The organism is Erythrobacter donghaensis (genome assembly GCF_002155425.1).
In the GTDB taxonomy this organism is placed as follows: Bacteria; Pseudomonadota; Alphaproteobacteria; order Sphingomonadales; family Sphingomonadaceae; genus Erythrobacter; species Erythrobacter donghaensis.
In genome coordinates, this window is sequence record NZ_MUYG01000010.1 from 497,758 (window position 1) to 517,530 (window position 19,773).

General features: G+C 66.4%; 16 protein-coding genes. 12 read left to right on the forward strand and 4 right to left on the reverse strand.

Annotated elements, in window-relative coordinates:
- Window positions 1–48 precede the first annotated feature (48 nt).
- Window positions 49–1,200 carry a sensor histidine kinase gene (locus tag BZF59_RS10890; RefSeq protein ID WP_086608255.1) on the reverse strand — a complete coding sequence of 384 codons (1,152 nt, stop codon included), beginning with the start codon at window positions 1,198–1,200 and terminating at the stop codon, window positions 49–51.
- Complete coding sequence (locus BZF59_RS10895) at window positions 1,190–2,539, reverse strand: sigma-54-dependent transcriptional regulator (protein WP_086608256.1); 1,350 nt, start codon at window positions 2,537–2,539, stop codon at window positions 1,190–1,192. The genes BZF59_RS10890 and BZF59_RS10895 overlap by 11 nt, the downstream gene beginning before the upstream one ends.
- A gap of 153 nt (window positions 2,540–2,692) precedes the next feature.
- Here BZF59_RS10895 and BZF59_RS10900 point away from each other — a divergent pair, with 153 nt between their 5' ends.
- Genes BZF59_RS10900 through BZF59_RS10920 form a run of 5 tightly spaced genes read left to right on the forward strand, consistent with a single transcriptional unit; the run spans window position 2,693 to window position 10,689 of the window.
- Window positions 2,693–3,889, forward strand: a complete 1,197-nt coding sequence (locus BZF59_RS10900) for an efflux RND transporter periplasmic adaptor subunit (RefSeq protein WP_245806118.1) — start codon at window positions 2,693–2,695, stop codon at window positions 3,887–3,889.
- Between the two features lie 20 nt (window positions 3,890–3,909).
- Entirely contained in the window at window positions 3,910–4,587 is a 678-nt protein-coding gene (locus BZF59_RS10905; RefSeq protein WP_086608258.1) for an ABC transporter ATP-binding protein, read from the forward strand.
- Entirely contained in the window at window positions 4,584–6,998 is a 2,415-nt protein-coding gene (locus tag BZF59_RS10910) for an ABC transporter permease (protein WP_086608259.1), read from the forward strand. Before BZF59_RS10905 ends, BZF59_RS10910 begins: the two co-directional genes overlap by 4 nt.
- A 27-nt stretch (window positions 6,999–7,025) precedes the next feature.
- On the forward strand, window positions 7,026–9,443 hold the full coding sequence (locus BZF59_RS10915; protein WP_086608260.1) for an ABC transporter permease: 2,418 nt from the start codon (window positions 7,026–7,028) through the stop codon (window positions 9,441–9,443).
- Window positions 9,436–10,689, forward strand: coding sequence for a TolC family outer membrane protein (locus BZF59_RS10920; RefSeq protein ID WP_086608261.1), 1,254 nt, complete (start codon window positions 9,436–9,438; stop codon window positions 10,687–10,689). The genes BZF59_RS10915 and BZF59_RS10920 overlap by 8 nt, the downstream gene beginning before the upstream one ends.
- 60 nt (window positions 10,690–10,749) lie before the next feature.
- Here the strand turns inward: BZF59_RS10920 and BZF59_RS10925 are convergent, their stop codons facing one another.
- Window positions 10,750–11,070 (reverse strand): transcriptional regulator, encoded by a 321-nt coding sequence (locus BZF59_RS10925; protein WP_086608262.1) that lies wholly within the window; start codon window positions 11,068–11,070, stop codon window positions 10,750–10,752.
- 245 nt (window positions 11,071–11,315) lie between these two features.
- Between BZF59_RS10925 and BZF59_RS10930 the strand changes: the two genes are divergently transcribed.
- On the forward strand, window positions 11,316–11,582 hold the full coding sequence (locus BZF59_RS10930) for a hypothetical protein (protein ID WP_143738146.1): 267 nt from the start codon (window positions 11,316–11,318) through the stop codon (window positions 11,580–11,582).
- 110 nt (window positions 11,583–11,692) lie between these two features.
- Window positions 11,693–12,742: a TIGR00341 family protein gene (locus tag BZF59_RS10935; RefSeq protein ID WP_086608264.1), complete on the forward strand. Its 1,050-nt coding sequence runs from the start codon at window positions 11,693–11,695 to the stop codon at window positions 12,740–12,742.
- 60 nt (window positions 12,743–12,802) lie between these two features.
- Here BZF59_RS10935 and BZF59_RS10940 read toward each other — a convergent pair whose 3' ends face one another.
- A complete protein-coding gene (locus tag BZF59_RS10940; RefSeq protein WP_086608265.1) occupies window positions 12,803–13,390 on the reverse strand; it encodes a hypothetical protein in 588 nt (195 codons plus the stop codon).
- Between BZF59_RS10940 and BZF59_RS10945 the strand changes: the two genes are divergently transcribed.
- From BZF59_RS10945 to BZF59_RS10965, 5 genes are all read left to right on the forward strand, one after another.
- A complete protein-coding gene (locus BZF59_RS10945; protein ID WP_086608266.1) occupies window positions 13,380–13,583 on the forward strand; it encodes a hypothetical protein in 204 nt (67 codons plus the stop codon). The two genes, BZF59_RS10940 and BZF59_RS10945, sit on opposite strands and share 11 nt — an antisense overlap.
- Window positions 13,584–13,652: 69 nt before the next feature.
- Entirely contained in the window at window positions 13,653–14,357 is a 705-nt protein-coding gene (gene otsB / locus BZF59_RS10950) for a trehalose-phosphatase (RefSeq protein ID WP_245806119.1), read from the forward strand.
- Window positions 14,342–16,147, forward strand: a complete 1,806-nt coding sequence (locus tag BZF59_RS10955) for a glycoside hydrolase family 15 protein (RefSeq protein ID WP_086608268.1) — start codon at window positions 14,342–14,344, stop codon at window positions 16,145–16,147. Before otsB ends, BZF59_RS10955 begins: the two co-directional genes overlap by 16 nt.
- Window positions 16,144–17,532, forward strand: a complete 1,389-nt coding sequence (locus BZF59_RS10960; RefSeq protein ID WP_086608269.1) for an alpha,alpha-trehalose-phosphate synthase (UDP-forming) — start codon at window positions 16,144–16,146, stop codon at window positions 17,530–17,532. The genes BZF59_RS10955 and BZF59_RS10960 overlap by 4 nt, the downstream gene beginning before the upstream one ends.
- Before the next feature lie 134 nt (window positions 17,533–17,666).
- Complete coding sequence (locus BZF59_RS10965; RefSeq protein ID WP_158094300.1) at window positions 17,667–19,730, forward strand: hypothetical protein; 2,064 nt, start codon at window positions 17,667–17,669, stop codon at window positions 19,728–19,730.
- The last annotated feature ends 43 nt before the right edge of the window (window positions 19,731–19,773 follow it).

The following is a 19,773-nucleotide window of genomic DNA, read 5'->3' on the forward strand; positions in this document are numbered from 1 at the left end:
CCGCCGGGAAACCTCTCTAAACTAGCGGACGCGATCCGGATTCTGCAGTCATGTCAAAGTAAGCCGAAACCGCGTAGGTCTTGCTCCGACGAGTTCCACCGTCCCGCCGTGAGCGCGGGCGATCTGCCGCGCCAGCGAAAGGCCAATCCCTGACCCCTCCGGCTTCGTCGTGTGAAACGGCCGGAAGATGTGATCCGCGCTCCCGGGAACGATCCCATTGCCGCTATCGGCAACTTCCAGAGCGAGGCGCTGGCCTTCCACGTGGCATGAAAGATCGACCCGTGCCGATGGTCCCTGACTGGCCGCTTCGGCAGCATTGTGCAGCAAGGCCCACAGCGCCTGAGACAGCTGATCGCGGTCGAACCGCCACGCTGTCACGTGGCCCGATTCGACAACGAGATCGATGTCCGGCCAGCGTCGGACGAAACCCTGCCTGAGGTCATGCAGGAACTCCGCCATATCCCATGGCTGGATGGTGGGTGCGGGCAGGCGCGCCAATTCGCGATAGGCGCGGGCGAAGCGTTCAAGCCCCTCCGCCCGCCGCTTGAGCGGGCCGAGGATCTCGCGCAGCAGGGCATGATCGACTGGTTCGGCATCCGCCGCCCGCTGCGCGCTATCCGCCAGCGAAACGATCGGCGCGAGGCCGTTGAGCAGTTCGTGGCCTAGCACGTCGATCAGCTCGGCGCTGGCGCGGGCCTCGGCAAGGCTGGCTTCGCTCTCGACATCGACCAGCGCGACGACGGCGGAAACCGCCGGGTCGCCGTCTGCGCGAACGCGGTCGATCCGCCAGCGGCGGCCTTCGTGATGCAGATGGGTCGCGGCTTCGTCGGCAAGGCTGCCGGGGATCGGCAGGATGCGCGCGTCGGTGCCGAACATCTGCCGCGCGGCGCGGTTGAGCGCGCGGGCGTGATCGTGATGCAGCGCCACCAGCGGGGTCGGGGCGGCATCGAGCAGGAGCCTGTGGAGCAAGGCACCAGTCTCGGCGGGGGCTGGGCCTGAGGCGGGCTCGGCAAGCGTGGTGGCTCCGACCGAGGAGCGCGCCGCCTGTCCGTAGAGCGACGCGGCGAACCATGCCGCCACCAGCAACGACAGGGTAAAGGCTCCCCACATGCCCGCTTGCCAAGCCAGTGCGCCGGCCACCGCCGCGAGCGCCATGCCTCCGGCGAGCCCGATCGCCCGAAGGCCGCGACTAGAGGCCATGACGTTCCATGCGGCGATAGAGGCTCGCCCGGCTGAGGCCGAGAGCCTGCGCGGCATGGCTGATATTGTGCCCATATTCGCGCAGCGCCGCCTGAATCAGGGCCTTTTCGGTCTGATCGAGATCGAATTTTGCCGAGGCTGCCGGGCTGCTTCCAAGCGCGGCAATCGCGGGAGGCGGGGTAGCCGCAGCAAACGCCTCCGGTCCGATCGTTTCTCCATCTGCCAGCAGCACCGCGCGCTCCGCCGCCAGTGCGAGACCGCGCACCTCGTCGGGCCAGCGTGCCGCCCGGATCGCCTCCACCGCGCCGTCGCTGAGCGGGCGCAGCGGGCGGCCATGCCGTTCGGCAGCAAGGCGCAGGAAATGCCGGGCAAGCAGCACCGCATCCTCGCCGCGTTCGGCGAGCGGCGGAACTTTCAGCTCGACCACTGCGGTTCGCCGCCGCAGCGCCGGGACGATCCGCTCAGGATCATCGACGATGGCGATGAGGCGCGCGTTTGCCGGCAGGATAGCGAGCAGGCGTTGCTGCGCGATATCGTCCAGCCGATCCGGGTGACGCAGGATCAGCGTGCCGCGAATGTCTGGCAATCGCTCCCATTGCGAGGCGTCCCGGAGATCGACTTGCACGGCGTCCTGTGCCGCATGAGGCGACGATGCGTGAAGCGCCGCAGCGGCGAGGCTTCTGCCGCTGCCCGATGGCCCGGTGATGGTAACGCCCGCGTCGGTCGGCCCGATCCGGTGGATCAAGTCGCGCAATTCCGCGATGGCAGGACATTCGCCCAGCAAGCTCGCAGGTTGCGCGGGCGCGGCCGTGCGAGCCTCCCCAGCTGCGCCTGCCTCAGGCGCAGGCCCGGCATTCGACATCGGCGCGCGGGCAATCGCCGCCTCGACCTTCGCGACCAGATCGGCATTGCTCCACGGCTTCACGGCGAAATCGCGCGCGCCCGCCTGCATCGCGGTGACAGCAATGCGCACGCCGCCATGCGCCGTCAGCAGGACCACGCAGGCCCCCGGATCGTCAGCCAGAATGCGATCAAGGCACGCCAGCCCCTCCGAACCGTCGGTCTTGCCCGGCGTGAAGTTGAGATCGAGGATGATCGCATCGAACCGGCGCAGCGCCAACCGCGAATAGGCATCCTGCGCATTGGGGGCGCGCTCGACACTGTGACCGGCCATGCGGAAGGCGATTTCAACCGCGCGGGCGACATCGTCATTGTCGTCGATCAGCAGAATCGTCCGCGCCGTGGCGCTTGACGCCCGATCCGACTGTCCGGAACCGGACAGTCTGTCCGAACCCGAACGGTCGCCCTTGGCAGTGGCAGAAGAATTTGCAGGTTTCATAGGGGTTTAGGTAATTCAGCTTGGTTGAGCGATAGTGCAATCATGATGGACGAAACCGGTTCAGACGCAAATCTTTCTTCGCCGCCCCCACCACCTCCATCGCCGGGGGGCGGGATGGATCGTGCGATTGCCCCTACGCGCCGCAAGTGGTGGATGCGGCGGGAATTGCTCATTGCCCTCGCCGTGCTGCTGACGGGGGCGGCGCTGTGGTCGGTCATTCCCGCCAGCGGATCGGCGGACATCAATGCCGACAGCATCGTGACGGGCCCGGTGGAACTCGCCCGTTTCGAGGACTACCTGCCGGTGCGCGCCGAGGTCGCGCCAGCGGTGACGACGCTGGTGGGCGTGATGAGCGGCGGACAGGTCGAGGCGCTGCTGGTCGAGGACGGCGCGCTGGTCACGCAGGGCCAGCCGCTGGCGCAGCTCGCCAATCCCGAATTGCGCTTGCAGGTGATGACGCAGGAAGCGCAGATCGCCAGCCAGCTGGGCGGGGTTGCGAGCGAGAACCTCGGCATTGCCCGCAGCCGGGCTGACCGTCAGGCGCAGCTGTCGCAGGCGCAGTATGATTTGGTACAGGCGACGCGCGAATATGATGCGCGCCGCCAGTTGCACGAGCGCGGGTTCCTGTCGGATGCAGGCATCCAGCGCTATGTCGCCGAAGTCGAATTCCAGCGTGGCCGGGTCGAGGAGCTCAAGCAGGGGCTGGCCTCGGAGAGCCGTTTCACGGCTGCTCAGGGGGCGATGCTCGATCAGACCCGTGGGCGGTTGCAAGGTACGCTTGGCGCGCTGCGAGCCAGCCTTGATGCCCTCACGATCCGCGCACCGCGCAGCGGCAGGTTGACCAATTTTACGCTGCAACCCGGGCAAACCCTCGCCGCGGGCGATCCGGCCGGACAGATCGACAGCGAAAGCGAATGGAAGCTGGTAGCCGAGGTTGACGAGTTCTACCTCGGCCGCTTGCGCGCGGGCCAGACTGGCCAGACGGCGCAAGGCGCGAAGCTGGTCGTCGCCAAGGTTCTGCCGACGGTTAGCAATGGTCGTTTCCGCGTGGAACTCGCGTTCGCGGGCCCCGCAGCTGCGCGGCTCAATCGCGGGCAGACGCTCGATGTCCGCATCCAGCTCGGCGCCGCGACCCGCGCCGTGGTCGTCCCGATGGGCGGCTGGCTGAGCGAGGGCGGCAACAGTGTTTTCGTGGTGGATGCGGACGGCTCCCAAGCGCGCCGTCGCACCATCGAAGTCGGTCGGCGCAACCCGCGTCAGGTCGAAATCCTCTCCGGGCTGAAGCCGGGCGAGGTCATCATCACAAGCAACCTTTCGCAGGTCGAAGGCGATCTGCTCAACATCCGCTAGGCGCAAAGAGGACAGATGACATGATCGAATTGCAGGCGATCGAACGACGCTACCGGTCGGACGAGGTCGAAACCACTGCTCTTGCCGGGATTGATCTCGCCATTGCCGAGGGCGAGTTCGTGGCGATCATGGGACCATCGGGATGCGGCAAGTCGACGCTGCTCAACACGCTCGGCACCATCGACCGGCCCACGTCCGGGCAATACCTGTTCGGCGGGCGCGATCTGGCGCAATTGCCGGAAAGCGATCTGGCGCAATTCCGCGCGGCCTCGCTCGGCTTCGTGTTCCAGAGCTTCAATCTGATCGACGAGCTGACGATCGAAGAGAATGTCGCGCTGGGCCTCGCCTATCGCAAGGATGTGAGCGACCGCAAGGCGAGGGTCGCGGCCGCGATGGACCGCATCGGCATCGCGCACCGTGCCCGGCATTTTCCGCATCAGCTTTCCGGAGGGCAGCAGCAGCGCGCCGCGATTGCCCGCGCCATCGTGGGCGATCCCAAGCTGATCCTCGCCGACGAGCCGACCGGCAATCTCGACACCGCCAATGGCGAGCAGGTGATGAACATCCTCACCACGCTTAATGACAGTGGTTCGACCATCGTGATGGTGACGCACTCGCCCAGCCATGCCGATATGGCCAAGCGCCGGATCGACATGCTCGACGGACGGATCGTCGCTTCAGCGATGCGTGCGCTGTGAACGGGTTCGCGCTCCTGTCGCTCTACCGGTCGCTGACGCGGCACCGGGTTTACGCGGCGCTCAATGTCGGGGGGCTCGCAATCGGCATTGCCACCATCATTGTGCTGGGCCTCTACGTGCGGTTTGAAACCGGCTTCGAGAGGTGGCTGCCGGGTCACGACAAGGTCTATCTGGTGCAGACCAATGTACGGGCGCCGGATCAGCCCTTCAGCGGCCGCCATCACTGGACGATGGGCGGGCTGCTGGAGCAATTGCGTGAAGATTTCCCCGGCATCGTCGGCACGCGGATCGAGCCGGTCAGCGCCTCGGTGATGGAAAATGGCGTGGCCGCGTCCGAAAAGCTGAAGCGCGTAGACCCAAGCTTCTTCGATATTTTCGCGCTGCCTATGGTCGCCGGGACGGGACGCGGGGCGCTGGCTGATCCGGCAAACCTGCTGGTGTCGCGGAGCATTGCCGAGCGGTATTTCGGTACAGCCGAGGCGGTTGGTCAAAGCATGACGGTTTCAATCGAGGGGGAGACGCGGCTTCTCAGGATTGCCGGGGTGTTCGAAGACCTGCCTCCCTCCAGCGAGCTTGATTTCACGATGCTATCCCGGCTGCCCGACGACGTTGACAGCCCCTGGTGGCGCAATTGGGGCAGCACGTCGGTCCAGACCTTCCTGCGCTTTGCAGGCCCCGAGGACGCCGCCCGATTCGAGAGCGGGACGGATGCTTTCGTCGATAAGCGCGCGCTGAGCGCTTACGGCGAGCAGGCCAGCAAGCAGATCGGCATCAACCTGTTGCCAATCGCAGACATGCACCTGACTCCGCAGGGGCGAGAGCCGGACAGCCGCCGGCAGACGGTGACCACGCTGGGCATCGTCGGTGCGCTCACTCTGCTGATCGCCATCGTCAACTACGTGAACCTGGCCACCGCGCGCGCGGCCTTGCGGGCCCGCGAAGTGGCGATGCGCAAGGTTATGGGTGCCGATCGGGGCGCGCTGATCCGCCAGTTCCTTGGCGAAGCCATCGGCACTGCGGCGCTGGCAGGTCTGGTCGGGCTGGCACTGGTCGAGCTTGCGCTGCCTTTCGTCAATGCAGCGGGCGGGCTGACTCTGACGCTGACCTATTTCGGCGCGCAGGGCGTGATCCTGCCGCTGGCGCTTCTGGCCCTTGTGATCGGGGTCGTGGCGGGCGCTTACCCTGCCTTCATGCTGTCGCGCTTTCCTGCGGCCAGCGTGCTCGCCTCGGCCAAGGCGCCCGGTGGGGGGCAGGCCGGGACGCGGCTGCGTCAGGCGCTCGTCGCTGCGCAGTTCGCGCTCGCGATTGCTTTCATGATCGGAACGGGCGTGCTGTTTGCCCAGGTCCAGCATCTGCGCAGCGCCGATATCGGGTTCGACCGCGAAGGCCTGCTGCTGATCCGCTCGATGAGCTGGGCCGAGGACGAGGCCCAGCGCCGCGCCATCGTCGCGCGGATGGCGGCGATCCCCTCGGTGCGTTCGGTCGCCTTGAGCGACAGCGTTCCCGGCGGTAGCGGCACGAACAATGTCGATACCTTCAAGAAGGACGGCAGTCCCCCCCTCTCCATGCGGCGGGTCGCGATCGGCCCTGAATTCTTCGAAACCTATGGCGCGAGACTGCTCGCAGGCCGTTTTCTCGGCGATGAATTCGCCAGCGATGATGTCACCGACCGCGAATTCGAGGAGCCGCGCAATGTCGTGATTAACACGCTGCTGCTGCGCGCGCTGGGCTACAAGGATCCGGCCGAGGCGATCGGCCAGCAGGTCGGGCGCGGTGCGCCGCCGCGGACGATTGTCGGCGTGGTCAATGACATGCGCTTCCTTTCCCCGCGCGAGCCGATCGATCCGACCTATTACACCTATTACAGGGATCCGCGTTATGGCCCGCTGACCTTGCGGTTCACCGGTGATCCCAAGGCCACCACCGATGCCGCGCGCGAGGCGTGGATCAGCGTCGCCGGAGAGCTTCCCTTCGAAGCCCAGACCGGCGTGGAAAGCCTGCGCGAACAATATGCCGAGGACGAACGCGCCGCGCGCCTGTTCGCGATCGGCGCCGGGCTGGCGGTGCTGATCGGGATGGTCGGGCTGTGGGGCCTCGCCTCGTTCAATACCGCCCGCCGTGTGCGCGAAATCGGTATCCGCAAGGCGCTTGGCGCGACACGCGGCGATATCGTGCGGCTGCTGGTCAGGCAGTTCCTGCAGCCGGTGGTGCTCGCCAACCTTATCGCCTGGCCGCTCGCATGGGCCGCCATGCGCCGCTGGCTGGCGGGGTTCGACGATCCGATCGCGCTGTCGCCGCTCTACTTTCTCGGGGCGGGATTGCTGGCGGCGCTGATCGCGGGGCTGACGGTGCTTGGCCAGTCGCTGCGGGCGGCGCGGGCCACCCCTGCATGGGCACTGCGCCATGACTGATCACATCGCTCCAGCCGGAGATCGCCTGTGAACGTAGCGGCGACCCTCTATCGCTCCTTCAGCAGGCACCCCCAGTTTGCGCTGATCAATCTGGGCGGGCTGGCGCTGGGGATCGCGGTCTTCCTTGTGCTGTTCCTGTTCGTGCGGTTCGAAACGAGCTTCGACAATGTGCTCCCCGGCGCAGACAAGGTCTGGGTGGTCGACCGCAAGTTGCAATTCGGCGAGGCCGAGCCGGTCGGCATTCCCTCTCGCGTCGACATGGTCGATCTGCTGCAAGCCGACTATCCCGGCACACAGGGCGCAAGGCTGGTGGCGGCGGATGCAACGGTGAAGGCGCGCGGGCAGGCGGCGAAGGAGCAGATCGGCCTCGTCGATCCGGCCTGGTTCGATCTCTTTCCCGTCCCCGTATTCGCAGGAGACACCGGGAGCGCCCTGTCGCGGCCCGATGGCGCGGTGCTGACCCGAAGCGCAGCGGCCAAGCACCTGCGCCCCGGCGATCCGATTGGGCAGACAATCACGCTGGTGCTCGGCACCGAGGAGCGGGTGCTCCGGGTCGCCGCCGTGATCGAGGACATGCCCGTGGCCATGACCTATCGCCCGCAGGTCATGGCGCGGCTGATGCCGGATCAGGAGACGTTCTTCGAAGGATCGAGCGGTGTCACCACCTTCCTGAAGTTTACCGACCAAGCCTCGGCAGCGGCGATGCAGCGAAATCTGAAGGGCTTCAACGCGCGTCACCCCGACCCCAATTTCCAGGGCCCGGACAACTTCATGACAGTGACCGAGGCGATCGTGCCGCTGGCCTCGCTGCATCTGAAGGACCCGCGCGACGGGCTGGTGGTCGCAACGCTGGGGGCCCTCGGGCTGATCGCGCTGGGCCTTGCCATCATCAACTATGTCAATCTGGCCACCGCACGCGCCGATCTCAGGGCGCGCGAGGTCGCGCTGCGCAAGGTCGTGGGCGCCTCGCGCACCAGCCTCATCATCCGCTTTCTGGCCGAAGCGCTGGCCGCTGCGGTGCTGGCCGGGATTGCCGGGCTGGCGCTGGCGGAACTGGCGCTCCCCTTCGTCAACGCGGCGGGCGGGCTGTCGCTGGAAATCGAATATGTCGGCGCGCGCGGCATCCTTGCGCCGCTGGCGGCGGTGATACTCGTGACGGGGGTCGCCGCAGGTGCCTACCCCGCCTTCGTGCTCTCCCGCTTCCAGCCTGCCGCCGTGCTGAGCTCCAACCGCTCGCCCGGCACCGGACGGCGCGGGGCGATCCTGCGCACCTTGCTGGTGGTGATCCAGTTCGCGCTCGCCATCGCCCTGGTGATTTGCACCACGGTGCTGTTCGCGCAGGCGCGGCACCTGCAATCGGTCGATCTGGGATACCAGCGCGACGGGCTGATCATGGTTTCGTCCTTCGCCGATCCCAATCTCGACCCCGCCCAGCGCAGCGCGATCCGCCGCGCGATCGAAGCGCTCCCGGGTGTGACAGGCACGGCGATTTCGGGCGTGGTGCCGACGGGCGGCTCGTACAGCATCAGCAAGTCGTCAGGCGGCGATATTCCCGCGGAGATCGATCTGCTCGAAGGGACGGTCGGGCGGAGTTTCGCCGATGTTTATCAGGTGCGTCTGCTCGCCGGCCGCCTGTTCGATCCCGGTCGCTTCCCTGCCGACCTTTCCGTGCCGATCGAAGCGGCAGTGGAGGATTCGGACACGACCAAGCCGACAAAGCGCAATCTCGTCATCAACCGCGCCGCAGCCACCGCGCTCGGCTTCGCGACGCCGCAGGATGCGGTCGGCAAGGAGTTGAAGGCAGCCGGCACCTTCGCGATCATCGGCGTGATCGAGGATATCAACTTCGCCGATCCTACCGTGGCGGTGAAGCCCTTTGCATATGCGCTCGCCAATGAAGGCGATTTTCCGCCGAACCTCACGGTGCGGCACTCAGGCAATGCAGAGGCGGTGCTGCAGCGGATCGAAGCGGTCTGGCAGCAACGCGCCGCGGGCGTTCCGTTTGCGGGAAATTCGGTCAATGCGCTGCTTTACAAGAGCTATCTCGAGGGCGACGTCCAGCGCTCGCGCCTGTTCGCCTTCGGCACCGTGCTGGCGGTGATTGTCGGCGCGCTCGGCCTCTACGGGCTGGCGGCGTTCAACACCGCGCGCCGGGTGCGCGAGATCGGGATTCGCAAATCGCTGGGTGCAAGCTCGGGCGCGATTGTCCGCCTGCTGATCGGTCAGTTCCTGCGCCCGGTGCTGATCGCCAACGTGATCGCCTGGCCGCTGGCATGGCTGGCGATGCGCGAATGGCTGTCCGGCTTTTCCGAGCGGATCGCGCTTTCGCCGGTCTATTTCATCGCCGCCAGCGTTCTGGCCATCGCCATCGCGGTGATCACGGTTCTGGCCCATTCGCTGCGCGCCAGCAGGATCGCGCCGGCCGAGGCGCTGCGCCATGACTAGGCTCGCCGCGCTGTCCATGCTGTTCGTGTGCCTTCCTGCCCCCGCCGGGGCGCAGACTCTCGCGCAGGCGATTGCCGATGCCTATGCGACCAACCCGGAGCTTGCCGAAGCCGCGGCACGGCAGGAGGCTCTGGCGGAGACAACCGAGCAGGCGCGCGCCGGCGGGCGGCCGACCGTCGCTCTCGACGCCGGGCTACAGACCGGCACGGGCGAGCGCGGCGATGTGACCCTTACCGGCAGGCTCCCCCTGTGGACCGGCGGGCGCGTATCGGCGGCGATCCGCACTGCCGAGGCCGAAGTCGATGCCGGACGCGAACGGCTCCGCGAGCGCGAGGCCGCCGTGCTCGAAGCCGTGGTTGCCGCGTTTGCGGACATCCTGTTCGCGCAGGAGGCCGAGCGGATCGCCCGAATCGGGATTGAGCGCCTTGATCGGCAAGTCGAGGAGGCGCAGGTCCGGTTCGACAGTGGGCAGGCCACGCTCACCGACGTCGCCCAGCTCGAAGCTCAGCGGGCGGGCATTGCCGGCAATCTGGCGGATGCACAGGCGGCGCTTGAGCGCGCGCGGGCCGATTACCTCGCCGTGGTCGGGCAGGCTGCTATCGTGCTGGAGCCCGACGCGGCATCGCCCCCGGCATTGCCCCCCGACCTCGCAACCGCGCGCACCATCGCCGAGGCCGACAGCCCGCGACTGCGCGAACGGGCCGCGCTGGCTGATGCCGCGCAAGCACGGATCGGCGCGGCGCGGGCCGAGCGGGCGCCGAACCTCGATTTGCAGGCGATCGGCGGGCAATCATCGGGCCTGGGCGGCGGCGGCATCGGGGCGCCGTCCGAACGCTTCGGCACGGTCGGTGTCGCCTTGCGCATTCCGCTTGTGACCGGCGGCCTCGTTCCCTCGCGGATCCGTGAGGCGCAGGCGAACGCACGCGCCGAGGACTTCGCCGTCGATGCGGCGCGCCGGGAAGTGATCCGCGCGACGGACAGCGCCTGGGCCTCCCTCAGCGGTGCGCGGCGGCGTCTTGCGGCCGGACGGCAAGCGCTGCAATCCGCCGAGATTGCTCTCAGCGGGGTGCGCGCGGAATACGAACTCGGGCTGCGCGACACGCTCGACCTGCTGTTTGCCGAGCAAAGCCTGCGCGCCGCCGAGCTCGATGTCGCGCGGAGCCGCAGCGACGTGATGCTCGCCGAGGCGCGACTTTTGCGAGCGGTAGGGAGGTTGACGGGCAGAGCCTATGATGACCGGGATTGAAGGCAGGAAAATGACACACCGGCTGCATGGGGGGCCTTGTCGATCTGGGGTCTTGAGCGGTCAGGGAATGCCCAGCGTGCGGGCGGCTTCCTTGTAGCTCTTTTCCGCGGCAAAGGCGCGCAGCAGCTCGGTCTCGCGCTGGGTCAGCCGACCGTCTGCCTCCACCGAGGGTTGAACAGGCGACATGGGCGCAGGCGCACGCAGCAGATCGAGCAGATAGACCGCCGCCGCAGGACTGACCGGCGCACCGCCATCCAGCGTGATCGCGATGCCATTGAGGATTTGCTGCGGCGCGCTGTCCTTGAGCAGGTAGCCGTCAGCACCGGCAGAAAACGCCTTCACCACGGTCTCGTGATCGGCAAATGAGCTGATTATCAGCACCTGTTCAGCACTGGCGATCGCACCGCTGCTTTTCGCAACGCCTGCGTTCAGCCTGCCGACAAAGGCCGATCTGACCTATTCCCATCCGGCAGCCGGTAGCACCGAACGCGAGCCGGTGCCGTTTGTCCAACTCGGATTTGGCGGCGTGTCTGGTTGCAGCGCCTTTGCTGGCACAACCGCGATATTCGGGCGGGAACGAGCCTTTCACGCTCAGCGCGTCTGAAACCGATCCGTGCAGCTACGGCGTGATCGTCGAACTCGCGCCCGAGATCACGATCAGCGTGCATCCGGGTCCCAGCGACGAACTTGAGCCCAATGGCGAGTTGGCAGAAGCCACCCCCGTCTGGGTCTGTGAAACCAGCAATGACGAACAAATGGTCGGGATCATCTCTGCAACGTATCAGGGCGAGGACTGCGACGTCTCCTCCCCGGTTGCAGAAGATACCGACGATTTCGGGCTGTGCGATTCCGGCTGGATGATGGCACACGATGTCCGACTGCTGGCTGGCTGAAGCGGGGATGGGGCACGTCTGCCATGGCTTGTCCGCCATCATCGTTCTGGCTCGACTGACGAGGATACCCTAAAGCTTGGGCACCGGATCGTTTTGATACTGGGGGTTCCATGTCGGCGAGACTTGTCCAGATTTACCTGCCTGAAGATCAGATCGAGCGACTGGAAACAATCCTGCCGCGCCACACGCGCCGGTTCTGGCGCGAAACTCTGCCCGGTGCGCAGGAGAAATACACCTGCATCGTTCAGCAGCGTTACACCGAACGGCTGCTGACCGATCTGGAGGACGCATTTGCCGCTGTGCCATCTTTCACCGCCCATGTGGCGCAGCTTGAAGCGGTGCTGCCTGCGGTGGAAGAAAGCCCGGCCACCGAACTGCCGCTCACGCGCGATCTGGCGCCGCCCACCTGGCTGGAGCGCTTTTTCAGCCGCGACCGGCTGAGCACCGATGAACTCTACGATGATATCGAAGAAAGCCTGCATATCCGCCCTTCCTTCGTGCTGACGGTGACCCTGTCGGCGATCATCGCGGGGCTGGGGATGCGCAGCGGTCAGGTTGCCGTTGTGATTGGCGCGATGATCATCGCACCGCTGCTTGGCCCGACGATGGGTTTGGCGCTGGCGGCGACGGTGGGCGACTGGAAGCTGGGCCGGCAGGCGTTTGCGACACTGGCTCTGGGATGCGCGCTGGCAATCGTGGCGGGCATGGTGATCGGCGCGATCGTGACGATAGATCCGCTGACCCCTGAATTGCGCAACCGGACGCTGGTTCAGCCCGCTGATATTGCGCTTGCTCTAGCCTGCGGTGCAGCCGGCGTGCTGGCCTTCAGTCGTGGGGCATCACTCGCACTCGTGGGCGTCATGGTCGCCGTCGCGCTGGTTCCGCCGCTGACGGCTGCGGGGATCTACACCGGAGCAGGATTGCCCGCCGCCGGGGCCAATGCGATGTTCCTGTTCACCGTCAATCTGGTCTGCGTGAATGTCGCCGGCATAGCGACCTTCCTGTTTCAGGGCCTGCCGCCCAAGAACTGGCGCATGACAACGGGCATCATGCTGGGCTGGGTGCTGTTGCTGGGACTGCTGATCGCGATGATGGCGGGGCGCATTTTGCTCGGCTTTGGAGCATGGGAAGGCGTTTTTGGCTATTTGGGCGCCGGGTGATGAGCGGTGCTATGGTTCAAGCCATTTGCGGTCGGCACGAACCCGGCACCGTCGGCGCGGTCACATCCGCTCGTAAACCAGCGCGGATAGCGCGAGCCACGCGCTGAACATCACCAGATAGGGCCAGCGGCGCGGCCACAGGTTGGCCACAAGCAGGGTCGCTGCTGCCGTGCCTGCGAGAGCGATCAGCGCAGCACCTGCCACGTCTGCGCCTGTGCCGGTCCAAGCGCCCGCGATGGCCATGCTCGCCCATTGCGCCGGCAGCAGAGCCAGGAGCCATTCCGGCAGCGTGCCCGGCCGGGCCGAGGCGGTTGCCAGAATAGCGGCCTCACCCGCGACGACGAATACGGCGATCAACCAGCCTTTGGCTGCCGCACTGCGGGCAAACAGAGCGCCGCGCGCGGCGAAGCTGAAGCTTGCAGCGGCGATGGCGAGACCGGTCCAAAGCGGGTCTTGTAAGGGCGGCATTCCGATGACCTGCGCCAGCAGCAACAGGCCTGCGCCGGCCAGCAGCGCCAGCACAATACCGATCCAGAAGCGTGCCGCGGCGGCGGCGCCGATGATGCCGGCCCCCATCAGGCCAACCGCCAGAATCGCGGCGCCAGCGGCCGCAGGCGCATCTGCACCCAGCAACAGCATGGCGACCATTGGCGCTGCCACCCCTGCCAGCGCAGCGGATGACCATGCCAGCAGGGGCCAGACCGGGCGCTGGGGAGGAGACGAGAGCTTCATCGGTCCGACCTTGGGCAAGGCGCGCCGGATTGTCGAGCAGGGAGCATGGACGGCGCGCTCCGGCCTCGGCGTTCGCCGCCTTGTGCTCGCCGTGCACCTTGCGGTTTGACCCCGCGGCCTCGTTCCCTATGCTGGCACCATGTTCCGCGCTTGCCCTCCACTCGCGCCGCCGCCTCCGTTGTCGCTGCTCCTCGAACAGGGCCGCGCCGCGCTGTTTCTCGATTTCGACGGAACGCTGGTGGAGATCGCTGACGCGCCCGATGCAGTCACGGTGGCCGAGCGCCTGCCCGAGCGGCTCGAACGGCTCGGCGCGCGGCTGGACGGTGCGCTGGCGCTGGTGACGGGCCGGAGCATCGACAATCTGACGGACTTTCTCGGCCATCCCAACCTGCACCTTGCCGGATCGCATGGCGGCGATGTGCGCGCCCCCGGTGGCCATATCCTGCGCGAAGGCCGGGCCTTGCCGCAGCCGGTCGCCGCCGCGCTGGAACGTTTCGCCGCCGATCGCGGGCTGCTTTACGAGCGCAAGGCCCACGGCGGCGCGCTGCACTACCGCACGCAGCCTAAGCGCGAGGCCGAGACGCGCCAATTCGCGGTGGAACTTTCCGAGGCCTATGGCCTTGTGGCCAAGACCGGCAAATGCGTGGTCGAAGTCGCCTGGCCCGGCAGCGACAAGGGCGGGGCGGTCAATCTGCTGGTGGCCCGTCCTCCCTTTGCGGGGGCTGTGCCGATCTTCATCGGTGACGATACCACCGACGAAGACGGCTTTGTCGCCTGCGCACGGCTGGGCGGGTTCGGTATCGCGGTGGGGGAACGGGTTTCGGCCGCCGCCCGCCATGGACTTGCAAGCGTGGAGGAAGTGCACAAGTGGCTGGAGCTGTAACGCCCGATCTTGAACTCTGGCCGATCGGCAATTGCCAGATCAGCGCCTTGATCGACCGGGAAGGCGGTGTGGTGTGGAGCTGCATTCCGCGGGTCGACGGCGACCCGGTGTTCTGCGCGCTGATGAACGGCGATGCGACCGATCAGGGTGTGTGGCGCTTCGAGCTGGAAGGGCAGGTCAGCGCGCAGCAGGCCTATATCCGCAACACGCCGATCCTCGTCACCCGGCTTGAGGCGGAGGATGGTAGCGCGGTCGAAGTGCTCGATTTCTGCCCGCGCCACGAAGGCAAGGGGCGGATGTATCGCCCGGTTGCGATCAGCCGGATTGTGCGATCGGTCGCCGGCAGCCCTCGCGTGCGCGCTTTGCTGCGCCCGATGCGCGATTATGGCGCGGCTCCGGCGGAGACGACCCGCGGCACCAACCATATCCGCTATCTGCTTGGCCGCGAGACGCTGCGGCTCACAACCGATGCGCCGGTCGGCTTCATCCTCGAAGGGCGCAGCTTCCGCGTCGAAGATGATCTTCACTTCTTCCTCGGCCCGGACGAGCCCTTCCAGGGCAATCTGCGCGAGGAAATCCGCCGGATGGAGCAGGCCACGCGCAGCTACTGGCAGCGCTGGGTGCGCGGGTTGGCGACGCCGTTCGAATGGCAGAGCGACGTGATCCGCTGCGCCATCACCCTGAAGCTGTGCCAGCACGAGGAAACCGGCGCGATCGTTGCAGCGCTCACCACCTCTATTCCCGAAGCCCCGCATTCGGAGCGCAACTGGGACTACCGTTACTGCTGGATTCGCGATTCCTACTACACGGTGCAGGCGCTGAACCGCATCGGCGCGCTCGATGTGCTGGAGAAGTATCTCGCCTATCTGCGCAACATCGTCGACGCGGCCAAGGGCGGGCAGATCCAGCCGCTCTATTCGGTGATGGGGGTGGCTGAATTGACCGAGGAGACCGCGCCCGCGCTGACGGGCTATCGCGGAATGGGGCCGGTGCGCGTCGGCAACGCCGCCTACAAGCAGGTGCAGCACGATTGCTACGGCCAGATCGTGCTGCCGACCGTGCAGGGCTTCATCGACCAGCGCCTGCTGCGGATTGCCGACGAGCGCGATTTCGAGAGCCTTGAACAGGTCGGCGAAATGGCCTGGGCGATGCACGATCAGCCCGATGCGGGCCTGTGGGAATTCCGCACGCGGCAGGAAGTGCACACCTATTCCGCGGTGATGAGCTGGGCCGCCTGCGACCGGCTGGCGATCGCTGCCGAATGGCTCGGCAAGGACGACCGCGCCGCCGTGTGGCGCGAACGCGCTGATGCGATCCGCGCCCGGATCGAACAGGACGCCTGGGTCGAGAACGGGGAAGAGGGCGGGCACTACGGCGCCAGCTTCGAGAGCGATTATCTCGATGCCAGTCTGCTCCAGATGGTCGAGCTGCGCTACCTCGCGCCCGACAACCCGCGCTTCGCTTCGACCTTTGCGGCGGTCGAGGCGCAGCTGCGGCGCGGCGATTTCATGCTGCGCTATGCCGCCGAAGACGATTTCGGCGCCCCCGAAACCGCCTTCAACGTCTGCACCTTCTGGCTGATCGAGGCGCTCCATCTGGCGGGCCGCAGCGACGAAGCGCGCCGCCTGTTCCATGCGATGCTGAGCCATGCCACAGCCTCGGGCCTGCTGAGCGAGGATCTCGATTACAACACCGGCGAGCTGTGGGGCAATTTCCCTCAGACCTATTCGCTGGTCGGCGTCATCAATTGCGCCGGCCACCTGTCCAAACCCTGGAGTAATGTCCGATAAAACGTCTGGTCGTCATCTCGAACCGTGTCGCTGTGGCCAAGGCCCGCGGCGCTGCCGGAGCCCAGGGCGGGCTTGCCGGCGCGCTCAATTCCGCGCTCAAGGATCGCGGCGGAATCTGGTTCGGCTGGTCGGGGCAGGAGAGCGAGGATCCTGCCGGCAGTATCAACCTGCAACGCCACGAAGGTGTCACCACCGCGACGATGGATCTGCCCGCCCGCGACGTCGAGGAATATTACAACGGCTATGCCAATTCGACCTTGTGGCCGCTGTTCCATTACCGGCTCGACCTGACCGAGTACGAGCGCGAGACGGGCAGGGGATACGAGCGGGTCAATCAGCGCTTTGCCGATGCCGTGGTGCCGCTGATCGAGCCCGATGATCTGGTGTGGGTGCACGACTATCACCTGATCCCGCTGGGCGAGCGGCTGCGCGCGCTTGGAGTGACCAACCGGATCGGGTTCTTCCTCCACATTCCCTGGCCGCCCACCCGGCTGTTCGTCTCGCTGCCGTTCCACGAGAGGCTGGTGCGCACACTGCTGGAATACGACCTGATCGGCTTTCAGACGGACGAATGGCGCGGCAGCTTCCTGCACTATTGCAGCAAGGAACTGAGCGCCGAGGTCGACGAGGAGACGGGTACGATCAACTTCGAAGGCCGTTCAGTGATCGCGCGCACCTATCCGATCGGCATCGATTGGGAGCACTTCCAGGCGCAGGGCAACATGGGCGAAGCGCGCAACGCGCACCAACGGCTACTGTCTTCCACCCGCGACCGCACCGCGATGATCGGAGTGGACCGGCTCGACTATTCCAAGGGCCTGCCCGAGCGGATCGACGGCATCGGGCGGTTCTTCGACCAGCACCCGGAGCGCGTGCGAGACCTCGTCTTCATCCAGATCGCGCCGCCCAGCCGCGAGGATGTGAAAAGCTATCAGGACATCCGGATGCTGCTCGAACAGAAGACCGGGCAGATCAACGGCGCGCGCAGCGAAGTCGATGTGGTGCCGATCCGCTACGTCAATCGCGGTTATTCCCATGCCGAACTCTTCGGCTTTTTCCGCGGATCGAAGATCGGGCTGGTGACGCCCTTGCGCGACGGGATGAACCTGGTCGCCAAGGAGTATGTCGCAGCGCAGGACCCAAAGGATCCGGGCGTGCTGATCCTGTCGCGCTTCGCCGGGGCGGCGGAGCAGCTCGGGCTGGATGGCAAGGGCGCGGTGCTGGTCAATCCCTACAGCCCCGATGACATATCCGACGCGATCCTGCTGGCGCTCGACATGCCGCTGGAAGAGCGCAAGGCCCGCTACGAAGCGATGATCGGCACCATTCGCGACGACAATGTCCAGACCTGGACAGACCGTTTCTGCACCGATCTTGATGCCTGACGCTTGCCGGGCTTCCCCGGCGACGCTGCCAACGTCGGGACAAGCTGCCCCCTAATTGCGTTGCAAATCACCTTTGCGGGGCTAAGCTTCCGGCTTGGGGGACCGGAATGTTGAATGATCGGCTTGCGACGGCGTTGCCTGCACCCGAAGTGATTGCGCGGATTTTTGGCGAGTTCCGGCTCGAAACGGCAAGCGGCGCTCCGCTCCTGCGCAGCAATCGCCGCGGGATGCTGCTGATCGGCCTGCTATGCCTGCAACCCGATCGCAGCCTTTCCCGCGAGATCGTGTGCCAGCTGTTATGGCCCGACCGTTTCCATGCCCAGGCCAAGGCGAGCTTGCGGCAATGCCTGCTCGATCTGCGGCAGCATTGCGAGAATGAAGGCTGCGGCCATCTGCTGACTGTCACCCGCACCACAGTCGCGCTCGATCGCGCGGTTTTTCGCTCGGACCTTTGCTTGCTGGAAGACAGTCTGGCCGAGGGCAAGGGCGATGCGGCAGCCGAATTGCTCGAGACGATCGGCACGCTGCCGCTGCTCCAGGCGGAATCCTTTAACCCGACCTATGATCGCTGGCTGGCGATGAAGCGGCAGGAGGTCGATGCGCGGCTGCGGCAAGGGGTTGCGCGGCTGGTGTCCGATCTGCGCAACGCGGGCGAGCCCGAGGCCAGCGCACGGCTGAGTGCGGTAGCGCAGGCGCGCTATCCCGTCACGCGCGGGCTGGCCGATATCGCACTGGCCGTGCTGCCGTTCGATCAGATCGATCAGCTTGGCGGCGATTTCTTTCTGGCCGAGGGCGTAACCGATGAACTGGTGTCGCGGCTGGGCAAGCTGGAAGGCATCATGCTGGCCGGGCGCACGTCGGTGCTGGCGGTTGCGGCGCGCGGGCAGACGCTCACAGAAATGGCGGCGAGCCTCAGGGTCACGCATCTGGTCGAAGGCGAGGTGCGGCGCACGGCGGAAGGCATCACGGTCAGGATCGCTCTGATCGAAGGCGCCACCGGCACTGAAATATGGGCCGACCGGATCGCTGGATCGATCGACGACTTCTTTGAATCGCGCAAGCTGATCGGCAACAATGTCATTGCTGCGATCTGCCGGGTTCTGGGGCTGACGCTGTCGCCTGCGCCGATGCGGCGCATGACTGCCAATCGCACCGCCTATGCGCTCTATCTGCAAGGCCGCTCGCTCGTCCGGCGCTCGATGACGGACGGCGCGGCGGCGAAGTCGGTCGAGCTGCTGGAGGAGGCCCTCGCGCTCGACCCCGACTTTGCCGAATGCTGGACCATGCTGGCCGACGCCCATATCCACAATGCGGTCTACACCCCGTGCCTCGACCGGCTCGAACGCTCGCGCAAGGCATCGGAATGCGCGCAGCGGGCGGTCGCGCTGGATGCGGGGCAGGGCCATGCGCTGGCGATCCAGGGGTTCCACGAATGGACGCAGATGAACCCGGCCGGCGCGCTCGATCTCGCGTTCGAGGCCTATGCCCGCGAACCGCGCAATGCCGATGTCGCGCTGCGGCTGGGATCGTCGCTGCTCTATGTCGGCCGCACCCGCGCGGCCTTGCCCTTTCTTGAGGCCGGGATCGAACAGGACCCGGTCTATGGCCGCAACTACGTGCTGCTGGCGAGCGCCTATTTCAATCTCGGGGAGATTGACCTGGCGCTGAGCGCCGCGCAGCGCACGGTCGATCTCGGGATGCCGGGGATGTGGCTCGCCGTGTTCGAGGCTGCCAGCGGCGCGCGCGAAAAGGCGGTCGAGACCTATTATGCCCAGCGGATGCTGATGAACACCGTCATCGTCCCGCCCGCTGGGACCGAGCCGATGAGCGATGCGGTGCGCGATGCCTATTGGCATATGGCGGCCAAGGCGATCTGCAGCGGCGATGCGGCGGCCCGCGCCGCCTACTGCGCGATGCTTGACGGGCTGCACCAGACCATGCCCGACCCGCACGATCCCACGATCGCTTTTCCGGCCATCTGGATGGGCCATGCCGAGCTGGTGATGAAGATCTTCCGCGAGCGGATCCACCCGGCCAACGTGTTCGCCCTGATGAACCTTTGGGCCGATGTCGAGCCGATGAACCGGACCCGGCTGCATCCCGGCTTCATGGATTTTGCCGAGGATATCGGCCTTGTCGAAGCGTGGGAGCGCCACGGCTGGCCCGATCTGCTGCCCGCCGACCCGCGAGAGGCCTGAAAGCCGCACGAATTGACGCTTTTTTGACGGTCGCCCCGATTGA

Coding starts and splice junctions, on each gene's coding strand:
- BZF59_RS10905 (WP_086608258.1), top strand. CDS start 3,910: ATGATCGAATTGCAGGCGATCGAACGACGCTACCGGTCGGACGAGGTC.
- BZF59_RS10945 (WP_086608266.1), top strand. CDS start 13,380: ATGGCGACCATTGGCGCTGCCACCCCTGCCAGCGCAGCGGATGACCAT.
- BZF59_RS10895 (WP_086608256.1), bottom strand. CDS start 2,539: ATGAAACCTGCAAATTCTTCTGCCACTGCCAAGGGCGACCGTTCGGGT.
- BZF59_RS10935 (WP_086608264.1), top strand. CDS start 11,693: ATGTCGGCGAGACTTGTCCAGATTTACCTGCCTGAAGATCAGATCGAG.
- BZF59_RS10900 (WP_245806118.1), top strand. CDS start 2,693: ATGCGGCGGGAATTGCTCATTGCCCTCGCCGTGCTGCTGACGGGGGCG.
- BZF59_RS10920 (WP_086608261.1), top strand. CDS start 9,436: ATGACTAGGCTCGCCGCGCTGTCCATGCTGTTCGTGTGCCTTCCTGCC.
- BZF59_RS10940 (WP_086608265.1), bottom strand. CDS start 13,390: ATGGTCGCCATGCTGTTGCTGGGTGCAGATGCGCCTGCGGCCGCTGGC.
- BZF59_RS10890 (WP_086608255.1), bottom strand. CDS start 1,200: ATGGCCTCTAGTCGCGGCCTTCGGGCGATCGGGCTCGCCGGAGGCATG.